Origin of the sequence: Brevibacillus daliensis, from assembly GCF_021245735.1 — a bacterium.
Taxonomy (GTDB): Bacteria; Bacillota; Bacilli; order Brevibacillales; family Brevibacillaceae; genus Brevibacillus_B; species Brevibacillus_B daliensis.
The window spans coordinates 40,691-56,974 of sequence record NZ_JAJISB010000025.1; the positions used below are offsets into that span (position 1 = coordinate 40,691).

At 40.9% G+C, this 16,284-nt stretch carries 14 protein-coding genes; 6 read left to right on the top strand and 8 right to left on the bottom strand.

The window, feature by feature from the left end; all coding sequences use genetic code 11:
• The first annotated feature begins 310 nt into the window (after positions 1-310).
• Entirely contained in the window at positions 311-1,867 is a 1,557-nt protein-coding gene (gene cshA / locus LM917_RS17105; RefSeq protein WP_304502590.1) for a degradosome RNA helicase CshA, read from the top strand.
• A gap of 55 nt (positions 1,868-1,922) precedes the next feature.
• Here cshA and LM917_RS17110 read toward each other — a convergent pair whose 3' ends face one another.
• The gene (locus tag LM917_RS17110) at positions 1,923-3,173 is read right to left on the bottom strand and encodes an MFS transporter (RefSeq protein WP_232698839.1); all 1,251 of its coding nucleotides are present in this window, start codon (positions 3,171-3,173) and stop codon (positions 1,923-1,925) included.
• 177 nt (positions 3,174-3,350) lie between these two features.
• On the opposite strand from LM917_RS17110, the gene LM917_RS17115 reads away from it, so the two are divergent.
• The 5 genes from LM917_RS17115 (at position 3,351) to LM917_RS17135 (ending at position 8,374) form a co-directional block, all read left to right on the top strand.
• Positions 3,351-3,968 (top strand): class I SAM-dependent methyltransferase, encoded by a 618-nt coding sequence (locus LM917_RS17115; RefSeq protein WP_232698840.1) that lies wholly within the window; start codon positions 3,351-3,353, stop codon positions 3,966-3,968.
• 86 nt (positions 3,969-4,054) lie between these two features.
• Positions 4,055-4,759, top strand: coding sequence for a response regulator transcription factor (locus LM917_RS17120; RefSeq protein ID WP_232698841.1), 705 nt, complete (start codon positions 4,055-4,057; stop codon positions 4,757-4,759).
• Complete coding sequence (locus LM917_RS17125; protein WP_232698842.1) at positions 4,740-6,422, top strand: HAMP domain-containing sensor histidine kinase; 1,683 nt, start codon at positions 4,740-4,742, stop codon at positions 6,420-6,422. Before LM917_RS17120 ends, LM917_RS17125 begins: the two co-directional genes overlap by 20 nt.
• Positions 6,423-7,000: 578 nt before the next feature.
• Positions 7,001-8,035, top strand: a complete 1,035-nt coding sequence (locus LM917_RS17130; protein ID WP_232698843.1) for a YeiH family protein — start codon at positions 7,001-7,003, stop codon at positions 8,033-8,035.
• Between the two features lie 21 nt (positions 8,036-8,056).
• Positions 8,057-8,374 carry a hypothetical protein gene (locus LM917_RS17135; RefSeq protein WP_232698844.1) on the top strand — a complete coding sequence of 106 codons (318 nt, stop codon included), beginning with the start codon at positions 8,057-8,059 and terminating at the stop codon, positions 8,372-8,374.
• Positions 8,375-8,376: 2 nt separating this feature from the next.
• On the opposite strand, the gene LM917_RS17140 is transcribed toward LM917_RS17135, so the two are convergent.
• From LM917_RS17140 to LM917_RS17170, 7 genes are all read right to left on the bottom strand, one after another.
• Positions 8,377-8,850 (bottom strand): hypothetical protein, encoded by a 474-nt coding sequence (locus LM917_RS17140; protein ID WP_232698846.1) that lies wholly within the window; start codon positions 8,848-8,850, stop codon positions 8,377-8,379.
• A 78-nt stretch (positions 8,851-8,928) separates the two neighbouring features.
• On the bottom strand, positions 8,929-9,897 hold the full coding sequence (locus LM917_RS17145) for a hypothetical protein (RefSeq protein ID WP_232698848.1): 969 nt from the start codon (positions 9,895-9,897) through the stop codon (positions 8,929-8,931).
• 84 nt (positions 9,898-9,981) lie between these two features.
• The gene (locus LM917_RS17150; protein WP_232698850.1) at positions 9,982-10,752 is read right to left on the bottom strand and encodes a serine hydrolase; all 771 of its coding nucleotides are present in this window, start codon (positions 10,750-10,752) and stop codon (positions 9,982-9,984) included.
• A 156-nt stretch (positions 10,753-10,908) separates the two neighbouring features.
• A complete protein-coding gene (locus LM917_RS17155; protein WP_232698852.1) occupies positions 10,909-12,228 on the bottom strand; it encodes a YheC/YheD family endospore coat-associated protein in 1,320 nt (439 codons plus the stop codon).
• Between the two features lie 62 nt (positions 12,229-12,290).
• Positions 12,291-13,664 (bottom strand): YheC/YheD family endospore coat-associated protein, encoded by a 1,374-nt coding sequence (locus tag LM917_RS17160; protein WP_232698853.1) that lies wholly within the window; start codon positions 13,662-13,664, stop codon positions 12,291-12,293.
• Positions 13,665-13,670: 6 nt separating this feature from the next.
• The gene (locus LM917_RS17165) at positions 13,671-14,786 is read right to left on the bottom strand and encodes a YheC/YheD family endospore coat-associated protein (protein WP_232698854.1); all 1,116 of its coding nucleotides are present in this window, start codon (positions 14,784-14,786) and stop codon (positions 13,671-13,673) included.
• On the bottom strand, positions 14,783-16,249 hold the full coding sequence (locus tag LM917_RS17170) for a YheC/YheD family endospore coat-associated protein (RefSeq protein WP_232698855.1): 1,467 nt from the start codon (positions 16,247-16,249) through the stop codon (positions 14,783-14,785). Before LM917_RS17170 ends, LM917_RS17165 begins: the two co-directional genes overlap by 4 nt.
• Positions 16,250-16,284 lie beyond the last annotated feature (35 nt).

Below are 16,284 nucleotides of genomic sequence, written 5' to 3' on the forward strand. Positions count from 1 at the left end.
GCCTTTGGCAATGGATGAATTCCATCGCATGAAAAGGATTAATTGATAAAACACGAGAATGTGCAGGCATTAAGCGTGTGTTTCCCGGCTTAATGTTTTTTTTGTGGAGTTTTTCCCATTATTCTCGCCAATCGACCCTGGTGGTCAGCCGAACGGTTGTGACTGTTGGGTATGAAGCAAGTGCTTACACACGATCATTATCCACCTTATAGGTTAAATCGGTAGCAAATATAAGATAAGGGCTTTAAAGGTCCAAAAAAGTGGCAAACTATATAGAGGTAGAGTCACTTAAAAAGGAGAATGAATAAATTTGGCTACATTTTTCGAGTTGGGATTAAGTCACCAAGTTCTGAGATCCCTAAGCAACATGGGTTTTGAAGAAGCGACACCCATCCAATCACTAACAATCCCAGTTGCTCTTGCAGGCAAAGACCTGATTGGTCAAGCACAAACAGGTACAGGTAAAACAGCAGCTTTTGGTATTCCAATGATCGAGAAAATCGATATGGATAAACCACACATCCAAGGTATCGTATTAACACCAACACGTGAACTTGCTGTACAAGTTGCAGAAGAATTGAACAAGGTTGGTCAATACTCAGGGATTAAAACACTCCCTATCTATGGCGGTCAAGATATCGTAAGACAGATTCGTGCATTGAAAAAGAATCCAAATATCATTGTGGCAACACCTGGTCGTCTAATTGACCACATCAACCGCAACACGATTCGTTTGAATCATATCAGCACACTGGTTCTTGATGAAGCAGATGAAATGTTGAACATGGGTTTCATTGAAGAGATCGAATCAATCCTTCAACAAATTCCTGCTGAGCGTCAAACCCTACTCTTCTCAGCAACCATGCCAAGACAGATTGAATCACTTTCTAAACGTTATCTGAAAGACCCAGAAAAAATTGCAGTAAAAGCAAAAGAAGTAACGGTTCCAAATATTGAGCAAGTCTACATGGAAGTTCAAGAGAAATCGAAGTTCGATGTAATGTGTCGTTTGCTTGATATCCAATCCCCAGAATTAGTTATCGTGTTTGGTCGCACAAAACGTCGTGTGGACGAGCTAAGCGAAGCCCTAAACAAACGTGGTTATTCCGCAGAAGGAATTCATGGTGACCTGACTCAAGCGAAGCGTGACAGCGTATTGCGCCAGTTTAAAGAAGGTACTATTGATATTCTGGTTGCTACAGATGTTGCTGCCCGCGGTCTAGATATCAGCGGCGTTTCCCATGTATACAACTTCGATATTCCTCAAGATCCTGAGAGCTATGTTCACCGTATCGGTCGTACTGGTCGTGCAGGTAAAACAGGCGTTGCCATTACATTTGTAACACCTCGTGAAGTAGACCATCTGCGCATGATCGAGCAAGTAACGAAGCGTAAAATGAATCGTCAACCTGTTCCAACTCTGACTGAAGCAATCGAAGGTGCACAACGTATTACAGTTGAAAAATTGGTTTCTGTTATCAGTGAAGACAACTATCGTGAGTACCATACACTTGCTGAAAAATTGTTGGACGAAAATGATTCGATTGCACTTGTTGCAGCAGCGCTTAAAATGCTGACAAAAGAGCCGGACACAACTCCGATTCGTTTGACTGAAGAGGCTCCTCTTCGCAGCAAAAAACGCCGTCCATATGGTGATGACAAGCGTAATAGCGGACCTCGTCGTGGTGGAGATCGTCCACGTGGCAATTACGGTGGCGGAGATAGAAATCGTGGAGGCCGTTCTGATGGACGTCGTGGCGGAGATGATCGTCGTGGCGGAGATGATCGTCGTCGTAGTGGTGGCGGAAACAGCGGTGGAGGCAAACCACGTTCTTACAACAACGAAAACAGAGGTGCTCGTAGCTAATTAGCTAGTGGGCATCTGAAATAAACGAACAAAAAGCAAAAAATCCCGTTCACACTTACGCGAGCGGGATTTTTTTCGTATTTGCTTGTTGATACCAGATGAAAGAGAGCCAGCACATGACAACAGCAGCAGTTACGTATAGTGGAAGAGGTCCCCACCATTCAAAAACGCTTAATCCAATCAGTGGACCAAGGGCAGCACCTAAGTCAACAGACATGGTATAGCTTGTAAGAATAGAACCCTTATGCTGGACATGCTGGGCGGCCATATCAGAAGCATACGTGTCTGATAAGGTTGTAAGAGAAGTAGCTAATAATTGGATGAGCAACAAGAGAAAGACCATCATCCAGATAGGCTTACTTATCGGAATTAAAAATAAACAAAGGGCAGTTCCTATTAGTGAGTAAGATAAGAGCCTACTACGACTCCATTTTTCATCAGACAAGCGTCCTACCCACGGGGCAAGCCAAGGCTCCCATACCCAGCGAATAGACTGGATGATCCCAGCCAAGGTGGCTACTCCAACTGTTATCCCGAATAATCGTGTCGGATCAGAGTAATAGTATGCGAAAAGCTGACTGACTCCCCCTGCGAGAATTCCTTGAAACAGCATAGCAACCAAAACTCCTGTTATCATGGCATAAGCGACTTGACGCTGCTTGAGGATGTCCCAAATGGTTACCTTACTTCTTTTAGGAGTGCTAGAATGTTCGACAGGAACTGTGGTGGTATCTAGTTCTTTTGGTTTGGGATTTTTAAATGTTAGTAAAATATAGGGAATACCAATTAAGGTTGCTACGGAAAAAATAATTGCTGTGGTAGCAAGACCGTACCAATCTGCCAAAAATCCGCCAAGTAGCATTCCAAATAGGCTACCTAATCGGTACAAGCCATTATACGTGCCCGTTAATTGACCCCGGTTTTGTTCTGTTGCCAGATCAACAATAGTGAGATATGCACCTAATCGCAGAATGCTCCAGACAAACCCCCATAGGGCTCGGATTAATAGCCACAGCCAGAAGCTATGTAAAAAACCGTAACTGAGGGTAGTTACAAATGATAAAAAAACGGCGGCTACCATACAAACCTGTAAGTTGACACGACCATATATATAATTTACCAAGGGTGATAGTGGTAATCGGATTAACCTGTTGATGGAAAGTAATAAACCAACCTGGGCAATAGATGTAAGTCCAGCCTCTTTAAAAAAAACAGGTAAAACGATGTATAACATCGAATCTCCCAACAAACATAATGCAGTAATCAAAGCTAAGATAACAATGGGGCGATTAGCAGGTTGACTCATGCAATACCCTTCTTTCAGAAAAGTTTAACAAATTATGATATTATTGAACTTTAACAAATCAATTCAGAAAAGGAAAGATAAATTCACTTGTCGAATTTTTATATTTTCTTAAGAAGTGTTACGTGTTTATGTTAAGATTCGTCACTTACAATAGGACTTACGGAAAGGGTGAGTAAATTGGGGTTATCCAATAAGAAAGATGGCCTGTCCAATCCGAATACATTCAAAGGAGCAGCCATTCACGATAAAATTACTTTTTTGCGTACATTTATGAAGTCACCAAAAGAAGTTGGTAGTATTATCCCTAGCTCCAGACATTTAGCAAAGAGAATGTTTAAACGTATTGATTGGAATAATGTTTCGTCAGTAGTAGAACTAGGTGCGGGTACAGGAGTTTTTACAAAGTATTTAAACCAACTCATTAAAGAAGATGCTGAAGTATTTATCTATGAACAGGATGCGGAATTGGCGGAATTGCTTAAAAGAAATTATCCTAACTATTACCATCGTAAACAGGCGGAGCGGTTGTTTCAGGATTTACATGATGCACAGATTGGTCAGGTAGATGTAATTATTAGTGGTCTTCCGTTCAAGAATTTCTCACAGGAGTTGCGAGATCGTATTGTGAATGAGATTGAACGTTCATTAAAACCTGGTGGATCTTTTATTGCCTTCCAGTATTCCTTGCAGATGAAAAGTCAGTTTGAAGAAGTATTTGACGAGGTTTCCATCTCATTTGAGCCATTGAATGTTCCTCCCGCTTTTATATATCGGATCAAAAAAAAGAAACAGTAATGGGTTTCCGGTAGATCCCATACAGACTTTTAAGGATGGAACAGGTACAATGAGTAAGGAATCACAACTGTGAGGGAGAAGACAAAATGCAGAAAGAGACCATTCTTATCATTGATGATGAAAAAGAAATCCGAGATTTAATCGAGATTTATCTGACTAATGAAGGGTACAATGTAATCAAAGCTGCGGATGGACTGGAAGGTCTGATGAAGTTAAAGAATCATAAAGTTCATTTGATCATTCTGGACATCATGATGCCGAAAATGGATGGTTTAGAGGCGTGTATGAAAATCAGGGATACAGAGAATGTTCCCATTATCATGCTCTCTGCTAAAGCTGAAGATATGGATAAAATAATTGGCTTAACTTCTGGTGCGGATGATTATGTCACGAAACCATTTAACCCCCTGGAATTGATCGCTAGGGTGAAATCTCAGCTGCGTCGTTATATGCGCTTGAGTGGTTTTAATGAGGTATCTAGCGATCAGATGGAAGTGGATGACTTGTTAATAAATGTAGCTACGCATGAAGTAAGAGTGGATGGTCGCGAGGTGAAGTTGACACCACGTGAATTTGCCATTCTAGAATTGTTGGTGCGCAACAAGGGAATCGTGTTTAGCACGGAAAAAATCTATGAACGGATATGGAATGAACCTTTCTATCAATCGGATAACACTGTGATGGTACATATTCGAAAAATCCGGGAAAAGATCGAAACAAATCCTCGTAAACCTCGCTATATTAAAACTGTGTGGGGAGTAGGTTATAAAGTTGAAGTGGAATCCGGTTAGAATTTTCCTTTTTTTGGTGCAATCGATTAAAAAAATCGGAAAAGAAATCATTTTTCAGTACCGTTCCAGCTTGCGATTGCAAGTAATGATGTCTTTTGCTATTAGTATGCTTGCTGGTATTTTAGTAGCAGTTAACATTGAACCGTATTCGAGTGAGCAGCATGTTGTCATTAATTATAAGAATGGAATGGAAAATATTGATAATGATGCACAGAGAATCGTTAGAGAGCTAGAAAATTTTAATGAATATATCACAAATCCGGAGACGGATGAAGAGAAGAAGTCTTCTCAAACCGAGACTCCAACGGGAACAGAAGAATCATCTGGGACTATTACATCGGCTAATCCCCCCGATGTAATAGGCAATACGGCGACTCCGGGAAATTCACTAGGAGCTGGAGCTTATGTAACAGCAGCGAATGCCATAACAAATCCTGTCCAGAAACTGTCTACAGAAGAACGTGACGAATTGAATGAGCTGGTAGACAGTTTCTCCCGAATCAATAGTGTAGACATTATTTTGATGGATCTGGATGGGAATATTGCGATCAAATCCAAAAATGTACATGAGACGAAGATTGATGTACACACGCTGATTCGATCCTCTATGGATAAACGAATTAATTCAGAAGATGATGTGCTGCAACAATTTACTACTTTTTACCCAATCGACTTGCTAAAAGAAAAAATGTATGTAGTAGTAAGAGGAATCCCTCATCCTGAATTAATCAAAACCTATCTACCTTCAGATTTACCTGGTTTTATTGGATTTGTAGTATTTATCTTCTGCTTTTTCTTCTTAACCAAGAAAAAGATGCTACACATCCGAAATATGGCTTCAGGAATCAGAGCGATGGCTACAGGGGATTTGGATGTGAGGGTTCCTGTAAACAGTATCGATGAATTAGGACAATTAGCTGAGAACATTAATAATATGGCTATGCGATTGAATGATACCATCGAGGAAGAACGACGGGCAGAGCAGACAAAAAATGAACTGATCACCAACGTCTCCCACGATTTACGAACACCGTTGACCTCTATCATGGGTTATCTTCGATTGATTCAAGATAAACGATATCGAAATGAAGAGCAGCTTGCTGAATATGCAGAGATTGCTTACATGAAGTCCGAACAGTTAAAGCGACTGATAGAGGACCTGTTCGAATATACGAAACTGACTAATGAAGGTGTTACCATCTATCGGAAACAGGTTGATCTAACAGAGATGCTGGAACAACTGTTGGAGGAATTGGTTCCACAGATAGAGGAAGAAGAGTTACACTTCAAGAAACAAGTGCCGTCCGAACGGGTTAATGTTGAAGTGGACCCTGACAAGATCGTACGAGTGTTTGAGAATCTGCTTGGAAATGCCATTAAGTACAGCGATAAGCCAGGAGAAATTCTTGTGCGCATGAAGCATGACGAGTATAAGGTTACAATAACAGTAGCCAATAAAGCAGAATCACTTGGCAAAAAGGATCTGGACAAATTATTTGATCGATTCTATAAGGCTGATGAATCACGTCACAGTGTTCAAGATGGCTCTGGCCTTGGACTTGCCATCTCGAAAAGTATAGTGGAATTGCACGGTGGTAAAATCTGGGCTAATGCAGAAGGTGATGCTGTTTATTTCCACGTAGAATTGAAGAAAATGAAATAAGTTAACATAACATATGAAAAAACATCCCGTCCCACTTTTGAGAGTGGGACGGGATGTTTTTTCGTTCTAAGATCAGAAAGTATATAATTTTCAGGTGTGAAAGACCTTTTAATGACTACTGTAGTGTGCTTCTTCTGCAAGCGGCTTCAGTGGAAAAACACGAACAATCACAACAGCATGAAAAACCAGCTTCTCTTTTCACACAGAGCGACTTGGCGAAGCACGACCCAGCGGAGCATTATTCATCGGGATTAAGAAGCGAGACCCAGCAAGTCTTACAGTGAATACGTCGTTTTGAGCTTCCCTGATGAATAGTGCGGAGCGGACAGTCCAACCCCTTGCGGGGCGAAGACTCTTAGTGAAGGGTGAAAAGAGAAGCTGGTTTTCTCCACTATGGTAGGAAGAAGACGATCATTATAAGGGGCTTTAGATAGGTAGCCTTTTTCTTATGTATGATAAGTTTTTCTAATCATTAAGATAACAAATCAATATTTCCATTATCATTCATAATTTCTTATGATAAAGACGGGAATATTCATTGTTATCATCGGACATCGATCTGAAACGGAGGATACAAAATGGGAGGGACGGCTACTCCACAGTCAGAAAAAAAGGGTTTTACGATTGGAATTTTACTTACATTTATTCTTGCTATCGCTGCTAAATATATCGCCATGCTACCTTTCTTCAGTATTATGGGGCATTTGGTTATTGCGATATTGTTGGGTATGATTTGGCAGGGTTTTTCACGTGTTCCGCACCGTTCCTTGTCAGGGATCCAATTTTCAAGTAAAAAACTGCTACGACTCGGGATTATATTACTTGGTATGCGACTTAACCTGGTTGATATTGTGGAAGCGGGACCTAAGGTATTGTTACTAGCTACCATCGTTATTTGTTTTACCTTGCCTGTGGTATATGGCTTTTCGCGCTTATTAAAGGCTGACCAGAAATTATCGATCCTAACAGCTTGCGGTACGGCAATTTGTGGAGCAGCTGCAGTCGTAGCTATTTCTCCACAAATTAAAGCAAAAGAAGAAGAGACTGCGATCAGTGCTGCCGTTGTTGCAATATTGGGAACGATTTTTACACTACTCTATACGTTTCTTTATCCTGTATTAGGGCTGTCATCGGAAGGATATGGAGTATTTAGTGGAGCTACGTTGCATGAGATTGCTCACGTAATTGCGGCTGCCGCACCAGGTGGTGACTCTGCGGTAGATATTGCAGTTATCGTCAAATTAACGCGAGTTCTTCTGCTTGTACCTGTTGCTCTCATAATCGGATTCTGGTATAACCGTTTGGAAGGGAAAAAAGCAGCAGAGGGATATGACAACAACAAGCGTCAATCTCTACCTATACCGTGGTTCATTTTCGGGTTCTTGGTAATGAGCGCAATTCATTCTACAGGATTGATTCCAGAAGTGGTTGCATCATGGATGGTAGATATCGCGTACTTGTTAATTGCGATGGCAATGGCAGGTTTGGGATTGCAGGTTCAGTTTGCTGCCTTTCGAAAAACGGGGATGCCTGCTCTGGTGGCAGGGTTACTTGGTTCCGTTTTGCTGGCCATTATAGGGTATGTGCTGACTTTTGCACTACAATTGGCGTAAGAGAGGGAAGGAGAGGATTGGATGCATTACTACGGGAATGAAACGGTGATGTCCATTACACAGGCTACTGGCTTGAAGCCAAATGAGATTCGTGTACTTGATTGGGTCCGTACATATGAATATGTAGAGAATGAATACGGTATCGATGAAGATGTATCTATATTCCTTGAAATTCAAATTATGACGGACGGTGTGCGCGTACAGAAGAACCAGATCACTGATTTCCCCAATTTTGTTTGTCTGGAAAAAAAGATATTTTCTGATGTAGAAGATGCACTTGCCTGTTTTCAGGAGTGGGCAAAAGAAATTGTCGATCGTCTAAACGAAACGAAGAAATAACCTTATTCTTCTACAAAGGAATGAGATAGCGGACGTGCATCTTTTTCTTCTGGTTGCGCATCCTTTTCCAATTCCGACTTGGTTTGCAGTAACGATTGAACAATATACAGATGTAAGGCATTGTATGATTTAAACTTAAAGTGTTTATATATCAGATAAATTAACAATGCTGTAAAAAAAATGATGACAATGCTAAGCAGTGGAATACTTGTAGAAACATAATGCGTTAGCTTGCTAGAAAAAACGATAAAGACAATGGGAACGGTGGTAAGGCAAAAGGGTATATACCCGAGCTGAGCCTCCGTTTTTTTGATAGCTGCACACAGTATACGTAACTCATGAACAGATAGCTTGTTATAAAAGTGCCAGATTTGTTCAATCTCTTGCAAATCCTCACTTCGCTGAACAGCAGTCTGCTGTGAATCGTAGGTACGTAGTCTTTTATATAATTTACGAAAATCTCCGTACGGTTTCATTAGCATCCTCCTGTTCTCTATCTGATTCAGAAAAAAAGACCGCCCGGCTAGAGCGGTCTTTCGTTTGTTTAAAAGTAATTAAAGAGTAAAGCCTTGGAATCCTGTACCTAAACCTTGTACTTGCCCATAAGCATGTTGTTGAGCAGAAGGTGTAGGTTGACCTGAATTAAGTGAGCGTACCTCTTGTACATTGGTGTTTGCGAATCCAGGGCTTTGGATGCTAGCAGTTGTTGCATTCATAGTTTGATGCGGGTGGTAACCGGAATTCCAAGTTTGAACTTCCTGTACATTCGTTCCTGCAAATCCAGGCTGATGGATGTTGCCTACACTTTGTTGATTCGTGAAGTTGGAAGCCCCATAATTACCGCTTCCTAAAACAGAACCTAAGCCTGAATAGGAGTAAGCTTGGGGAGCCTGATTTCCGTAGGATTGGTAAGAAACACCTGATACAGGCTGTCCATAGTTAAGAGCTCTTACTTCTTGGACATTCGTATTGGCGAAGCCATTATTATAAATGGAATGACCTCCACCACTACTTAATCCTTGAGAGGTGCCAGGTGTGAAATGACCAGCATTCAAAGAGCGTACTTCTTGTACATTGGTCCCTGCGAAGCCTGGTTGGAATACATTGTTGAATCCGCCATATCCTTGGATTGGTCCATAGCTTTGATTTGCGTTATTACCCAGATTTGCAGAGGACTGATAGTTATGAAGGCTGCTATGAACTTGATTCATTCCATAATTTTGATTGGACCCATAGTTTTGAAAGCCGTATGTAGCAGGTAAACCTCCACCATAAGATTGATTCGCAACAGTTGGTGTAGGTTGTCCGGAATTAAGTGCGCGAACTTCCTGTACATTCGTGTTGGCAAATCCTTGTGAGTAAAGGTTGGTAGGTGCTTGACTCATTGCTTGTTGCGGATGATAGCCTGAATTCCAGGCTTGTACTTCCTGAACATTGGTCCCAGCGAAACCAGGTTGGAAAACGGAATGAGCTCCCGAAAGTTGTGCAAAAGCAGATGGATTATAGTTTTGATTGTGGGTCATTTTGACCACCTCCTGTTTTCAGTTTTTACCAAGGAGGGAAAGGAAATGCATGGATGAACAAAATTTTCATGAGGTAAGGTAATCCTATGTTACTGTTTCTTGATTTTTGTACTCCTCATACAGGTATATAATTGCTTCTATAATTTTATTATCTGCTATTTGATTGTTGCTTCGATCAGGTAGATTATTTGCACCTAATACATACAACAATGGATTTTGACTAAACTCTCCTATAATACCTATATCAATCACGAGATTTTTTAATCCACCAGTCATATGATTTACATAATGTTCAGGTATTTCTCCTATCGAAGCTTGTTGTCTAACTAATCCATTGATAATTGGAATCCATAAATCTGGAGTAGCTTTATAGCCCTGGAATATGGAATGTAAAAGTTCAAACATCTGCTTTAATTGCCCAGTATTTTCTGAATCTCTAGGGTTATTTGTAATATTTATATGACTAAAATAAAGTTTTAATTGGTTATTAATTTTGTCCCATCCACCACAAAACTGTACAACACTATTGGCTAAAAAGCTGTCGTGGCATGCAATCATAACTTCAACAGCATCCCGCAGTGCTAGTGTGGTCCGTTGTTGTAAGTGTGGATATTTTTCTTTACTATCTTCTTTTGGATGGAACGTAATATTATCTACCTTGTCATCCCAACTAAGTAGAGTTTCCTCTACCCATTTTGCTACACAAAAACCTAGTGCAAGCATAGCAGAAGAAGCAAGTGGGACAGTGATATCTTCATTGTAAGAGGAAATAATACTTTGTTTTTTATGGGAAAATACAATGATTCCAACATCATTTGAATCTATTTCTTTTACCTTTTCAATTATCTTTTTCATTTAGCTGCTCCATTTCTTTGCTCTTTTATCGACCAATTCTATGTCGGCGTATTTTTCCCTCTCTGCTACACATATTTTATTCCTCTTTTTTTCTGGAGTATTTGAAAAATAGTGTTGAAAAAAAACAAAGTCCCAATGCGATATCAAAGGGACTGATTATCTGGATGAAGGAGATTGAGGTAAATGTAAGGATTGCGAAGATAGATAGTGGGCAAAGGAAATAATGTTTTCTAATGAAGAGACTCTAATCGAGGGCTCATCAAATTTTTCCGGTTTTGCATTTGCTTCGAAAAAATAGATAGCCCCATCTGGTGTCACTCCGAGATCCATTGACATTTCTCCTAGAACTCCCTTTGATTTTTCTAACGCCATTGCAAATAATAATGCGGTATTACGTAATTCATTTTTTAATCGCGTAGCTTCATCTTCTCCAAATAGGGCTGGCAGCACCTCGTCAAGGAGCAAAATGGCTCCTCCACGTGGGACATGTGTTGTAATACTATCTTCACCTGCCTGCCGGATTCCCATTCCTGTAACGCCAAAGCATCCCGAACCATTCTTCTGTACAAGTACCCTGATATCAAATATACGGTTTTGATAAGAAGCTAATCTAATTCCTTGTTGGATGATATAAGGGGTATTATCAAGCAGAGGTTTAATTTGCTCCCAAAGCTTTTTTAATGTGGAATATGTTTCGGTTGGTGCTTTTTTTCGTTCAACACGCCGGAGTAACCAGTTGCCCTTTACCTTTTCCACTTGCATGATGCCTTTGCCTGCTCTGCCGAGAACGGGCTTTAAATAGAGAAGAGAGTGGCTTTTACTAAAATTTTTTAAGGTTGAGAGGGTATCTAACTTTTGTGTTTGGGGTAGGAACGAAGCCACATTATTCTGGTTTTGTAGCTCTGTGAACAGGTCATGTTTATCGAAGAACTTTTGGTTATATAACGTTACATTTTCAAGTCGAGAGAAGCGTTCCACTAGCTCTTGCATATAAGGTTTTGTTTCAACTTTTCGAGTGGGGATGCGATTATAGACGACATGTGGAAAAGGGAAGGTGTGTGAAAACCACTCTTCCTTTTTGCTATGGTATAAATGTCCATTGATCTCTTTTGTATCCCAATTTACTCCATCAGGTGTAAAAACAAAAACAAGAGCCCCTTTCTTTTGCCCCATTTTACAAATATCAATAAAATTTTCCCGATTTCCCTTAAAAGAGGCTCCTTCACCCGAGGTGAGGATTCCAATTAACGGAGTAAGATGAAGCGTATCATCTGTAATTTTCCAACGGATACGAGTTCGGTATCGATCTGCAGCAACGGGTGCCAAGCCAATCGTAACAGGCTGATTTTTCTGGCAAGGTCCTAATGGAGCTATAAGTATTTCTTCCAGATGGCCTTCGGATATGCTTTTTTTGTTACTTAGATACCACTGGCCCGTCGGTAGGATAGTAAGTAAACCGGAATGCCAGCTGGGCATGCGATCTCCTCTTTTCTACCAGCTTTTTATCAATCCATCCATGCAAGCTGTATCACATAAAATTAAAAATTGGCTAAGTATCTGCTGTAATCAACAAGCAAACTGCGTGACAGCTCATCTGCTCGCTTCAACCGATCATGCTTAAAAATAGAACGACCTGGTTTAGAATTAGCTTCAAACATCCAAATATCACCGTTTAGATCAATTGCCATATCAAGACCGAGCTCGCCCAGATGAGTGGAATACGCAAGTTCCATCGATTGTGCTAAACGAACCGACGCTTCTCTGATTTGTTCTTCTAACTCATCAAAACGGTCAGGGAATAAGGTTTCTAGGAGTTCCCTACCAGGAATAACGAACCCGCCTGTACGTACATGTGTAGTTACACTTCCGACACCTGCCACTTTAGCTGCCATACAGGAGACAACCCAGTTATTATCCAGGTTTTTATGCAAGTGAACGCGGAAGTCAAAGGGTCGCCCTTTATACGTACATAGTTGAATGCCTTGTTGAATTAAATAATTGCTTACTTGACGTGTACGGAAAATGTGACGATATAAATTAGCTAGCTTCGCGAACGTTTTACTGAAGTTACTTCCACCCATCCGGTAGGAAACCCGAAAGCCATTGGAAAGTCTTTGCACTTTCACAATTCCATATCCCAGACTGCCGTTTTTGGGCTTCAAGTAGAGCATTGGGTACTTTTCTAACATACTCTCTAACATATCGAGAGTAGGAGCAAGATGGGTTTCAGGTATATAGTTCGTAACTTCTGGCATATAGGAGAGCCGCTGATGGACGCCCCATTTATCAAAGAATCCTAGGTTAAAAATAGGGACATGGGTCTCGGTTATCAATTTTATCTTGAAGTCTTGAACATCATCCTTGGCTTCAGCTGCACGTGAGGGAATTCGATCATACAAGGAATCAGGCATTGCAGTAACACACTGTCTCCAGCTATATTCTCCTTGTTCGTTAGGAAGCAGGAACCAGCCATTAACCTGATTTGATTCCCAGTCAACTTCATCAGGAGAAAATAAGAAGTAGTATACGCCTTTTCCTTTTTGAGCCATCAATAATTTTTTAAAAAAACGAGTCCTGCCTCCCAGAAGGGTTTGAGTATCTGTTTTTATTCCAGTGGTAACGATGCCGATGGAGGGACCAATGCGCAGGGTGCCATTCTCATTTTTTATGTGAATGGTTCCCGCATACGGGATAGCTAGCGCTTTTTTTAACGGCGACGTAAGTTTTACAACTCGGCCTGATTGGATCTGCGTATCTTCCATGACGAGTGCTCTACTATTTTTTTGTCCGTGTGAGATGGTAATTATCATCTTATGCTTCAACCCCCACTCCCTGCATAAATGGGAAGGGAGCACGATTGCTTTGACACGCAAATAAGTGAGAAAGCTGAGTCGTACTGCTAAGGATTCCATGCTTACCTAACCTCCTATATGCTCCTCCAAGAGATAACGAGCGTAGTGAACGGGCTGTTTGATGGAGGTGGCGATCGCCTGGCGATCTTTTATGTGACGAAACACATCCCGGCCAGGGCGAGAGTTCACCTCAATAATCCAGACATTTCCCTCTGGATCAACGCCTGCATCAATGCCTAATTCGACCAATCGCCCATGTTTTTTTTCTAAAAAGGGAGGAAGAGTTGTTGCAATATGGTCTAGCGTATCGATAATGTGGGAGCAGATCTCTTGCGGATAATGATCTTCTAAAAATGGATGCAGTGCTGTTGCCATGCCACCGCCGTGAAGATTGGATGTAATGCTTTTTTTGTTACCGATACGAACGGCCTTTCCTGTTGTTTGCCACTTGCCTTGCCCGTTTTTTTGAACCAGAATACGTATGTCAAAGGGGAAACCTTCTTTTGTAGCAAGCTGTAAAAAAGGTTGAATCAGGTATTCCTTTTTTTTCGTGAGTCTGTTTACTTTCTTTATGGTCTGTTTTTGAGAGGGCAGCACCAAACGAAATGGTTTATTATGCAAGGTTCTGCCAGTTAGCTCATATTTCGTTTGCCCATCCTGACTATTTCGTTTCTGAATTCGAACCACACCATTTCCATGAGTTCCAGCTAACGGTTTAATCAAGAGGGACCCATTTGTCTCCAGTTTCTCTATGAATGATTGGACGGTAAATAATTCGGTAGGTGGTAATAAGGGATTCAGGTCAGCTGACTGGGAAAGCATCTGATGAACCTGCCATTTTCCTGATAATCCGCGTCCTAAAAAAGTAAGATCAGCATTGTTTTGCATCTCTTGCAAGATGTGATTATTTTTTTTTACATAGGGTCCGCGAAAAAATCGATCATATATCAATACGGGAAAACGAAATAATTCCTTCTCCCAGTTTCCGTTTACCAGTCTAAAACCAGTGATGGTTTTTGAGGCAAAGTTAACATGTCTCGGGGAGAAAACGAAGATTCGAATTCCTAGTTTTTGCCCGATGAGACTGATACGCGTATAATATGATTTCTCGTTGAAGGTTGCTTCTTCGATTGAACCTTTAAATATTGCCAAAATCCCTAACTTTCTCTTAAACGTTTTCATCCTTTATCACCCGAAATAACAGTATCATTATCTATTCTGTGCATTGTCTTTCTTTTCTTTGGCTGTTTTTTTACAGGCAGTAAAGTCTGATAGCCACTGAGAAAAGCAGTATACTCAATCAGACGAAGGACGGAGGGACGCGCACGTTGATCGAGGATATCCGCTCGGTTTATGCCAGGTAGTGAGGTATACGACTTGGAAGGTTTGCTATTTACTTCAAGCAACCAGATATGTCCTGTGTCATCTATCCCGAGGTCGATACCAAATTCTGCGTAATGTCCGACTAGTTTGCTTTCCAAGGATTCGGCGATCTGTAAGGCAACCTGCTTAAGAGCTGATACAGATGGTGGGTGGTTACCTCTCCATGGTCCGTATTCATTTAGAACTGTCTTGGGAGATAACATGCTGCCACCGCGTGCAACATTGGATACCAAGTGATTCTCGCCAGTTCGGGCAATTGTAGAGGTAACGGCCCATTTCCCATTTTTGTTCTTCTGAGCCAGTACGCGAAAATCTGTAGGATTAGAATTAATTCCTATAAGTTGTATCCCTTGCTGAAGTACATAAGATTTATTTTTACTACGTTTGTTTAAAAATTTTTGGAGTGAAGGTAAACTGTTATGAGTACGGGTAACTAATTTGTTTTTATGAAGGTATTCTACTGTATAAGAACCAAGATTTTTCCTGAGACGAACAATACCACGCCCCATGCTACCATGAGTGGGTTTGAAGTACAGAAAAGAATGGGAGGTAAGCATGTCAAAGAGAGGACACTCTTTTCGATACAAAATGGTCTCAGGTAGATATTTTCTGCTATCGCTGTCATTATGAAGAGCTTCATGAACCTGCCACTTGTTAACAAAGCGATGGTTGAAGACGGGAATCCCACTCTTTTCGCAGATTTCCATCAATTCCAATGTAGCAGAGTTTTTTTCGCTTTTTCTCGAAGCGCATCTGTTGTAGATACAATCTGGGAGAGGCATGGATACGGAATGCCATTCATTTTCTATTTGTACAAAACCAGAGATCGTTTTCCTTGTTCGATGAAGGTCTTCTGCACAAAATACAAAGAGTTGGCCGCCTTTTTGATTGTAGGTGTAAGACAGTTCGTTCATAAACGATTGAAGAGACCCAAATGGAGAAAGGTGTTCATCACGCTGTATACGTGTGAGCAGAACACCTAATAAAGGGCCTAAATAAAGTGTTTCTGCAATTTGATTGTAGCCTAAGAGAAACCTGGTTCCCGCAGGAATATGCAGGCTTTTTAGAAGAGAACTATGCATGTAAATAGACTCTCCTTGTCTACTCGGAGTAATGGTCGCCATACTCTTTGCCTGACCCATCTGTACCGTTACAGTCTGGTTTACGGGAATAGATAGTCCTGCAATGATATGTTTGGGGATACTAATTTGAGATGGGGGACGGTGGGAATCTTCTCGCACATTTGTACGTACAAACAACATGACAATCCCCCTTTTCATAGGCATTAGGTTAGTCT

What these genes read in the sequence shown, in the direction of transcription:
- LM917_RS17140 (WP_232698846.1), bottom strand. Translation starts at nt 8,850, where the DNA reads ATGAAACCGTACGGAGATTTTCGTAAATTATATAAAAGACTACGTACC.
- LM917_RS17130 (WP_232698843.1), top strand. Translation starts at nt 7,001, where the DNA reads ATGGGAGGGACGGCTACTCCACAGTCAGAAAAAAAGGGTTTTACGATT.
- LM917_RS17120 (WP_232698841.1), top strand. Translation starts at nt 4,055, where the DNA reads ATGCAGAAAGAGACCATTCTTATCATTGATGATGAAAAAGAAATCCGA.
- LM917_RS17160 (WP_232698853.1), bottom strand. Translation starts at nt 13,664, where the DNA reads ATGGAATCCTTAGCAGTACGACTCAGCTTTCTCACTTATTTGCGTGTC.
- LM917_RS17150 (WP_232698850.1), bottom strand. Translation starts at nt 10,752, where the DNA reads ATGAAAAAGATAATTGAAAAGGTAAAAGAAATAGATTCAAATGATGTT.
- LM917_RS17145 (WP_232698848.1), bottom strand. Translation starts at nt 9,897, where the DNA reads ATGACCCACAATCAAAACTATAATCCATCTGCTTTTGCACAACTTTCG.
- LM917_RS17110 (WP_232698839.1), bottom strand. Translation starts at nt 3,173, where the DNA reads ATGAGTCAACCTGCTAATCGCCCCATTGTTATCTTAGCTTTGATTACT.
- LM917_RS17170 (WP_232698855.1), bottom strand. Translation starts at nt 16,249, where the DNA reads ATGTTGTTTGTACGTACAAATGTGCGAGAAGATTCCCACCGTCCCCCA.
- LM917_RS17165 (WP_232698854.1), bottom strand. Translation starts at nt 14,786, where the DNA reads ATGAAAACGTTTAAGAGAAAGTTAGGGATTTTGGCAATATTTAAAGGT.
- LM917_RS17155 (WP_232698852.1), bottom strand. Translation starts at nt 12,228, where the DNA reads ATGCCCAGCTGGCATTCCGGTTTACTTACTATCCTACCGACGGGCCAG.
- LM917_RS17135 (WP_232698844.1), top strand. Translation starts at nt 8,057, where the DNA reads ATGCATTACTACGGGAATGAAACGGTGATGTCCATTACACAGGCTACT.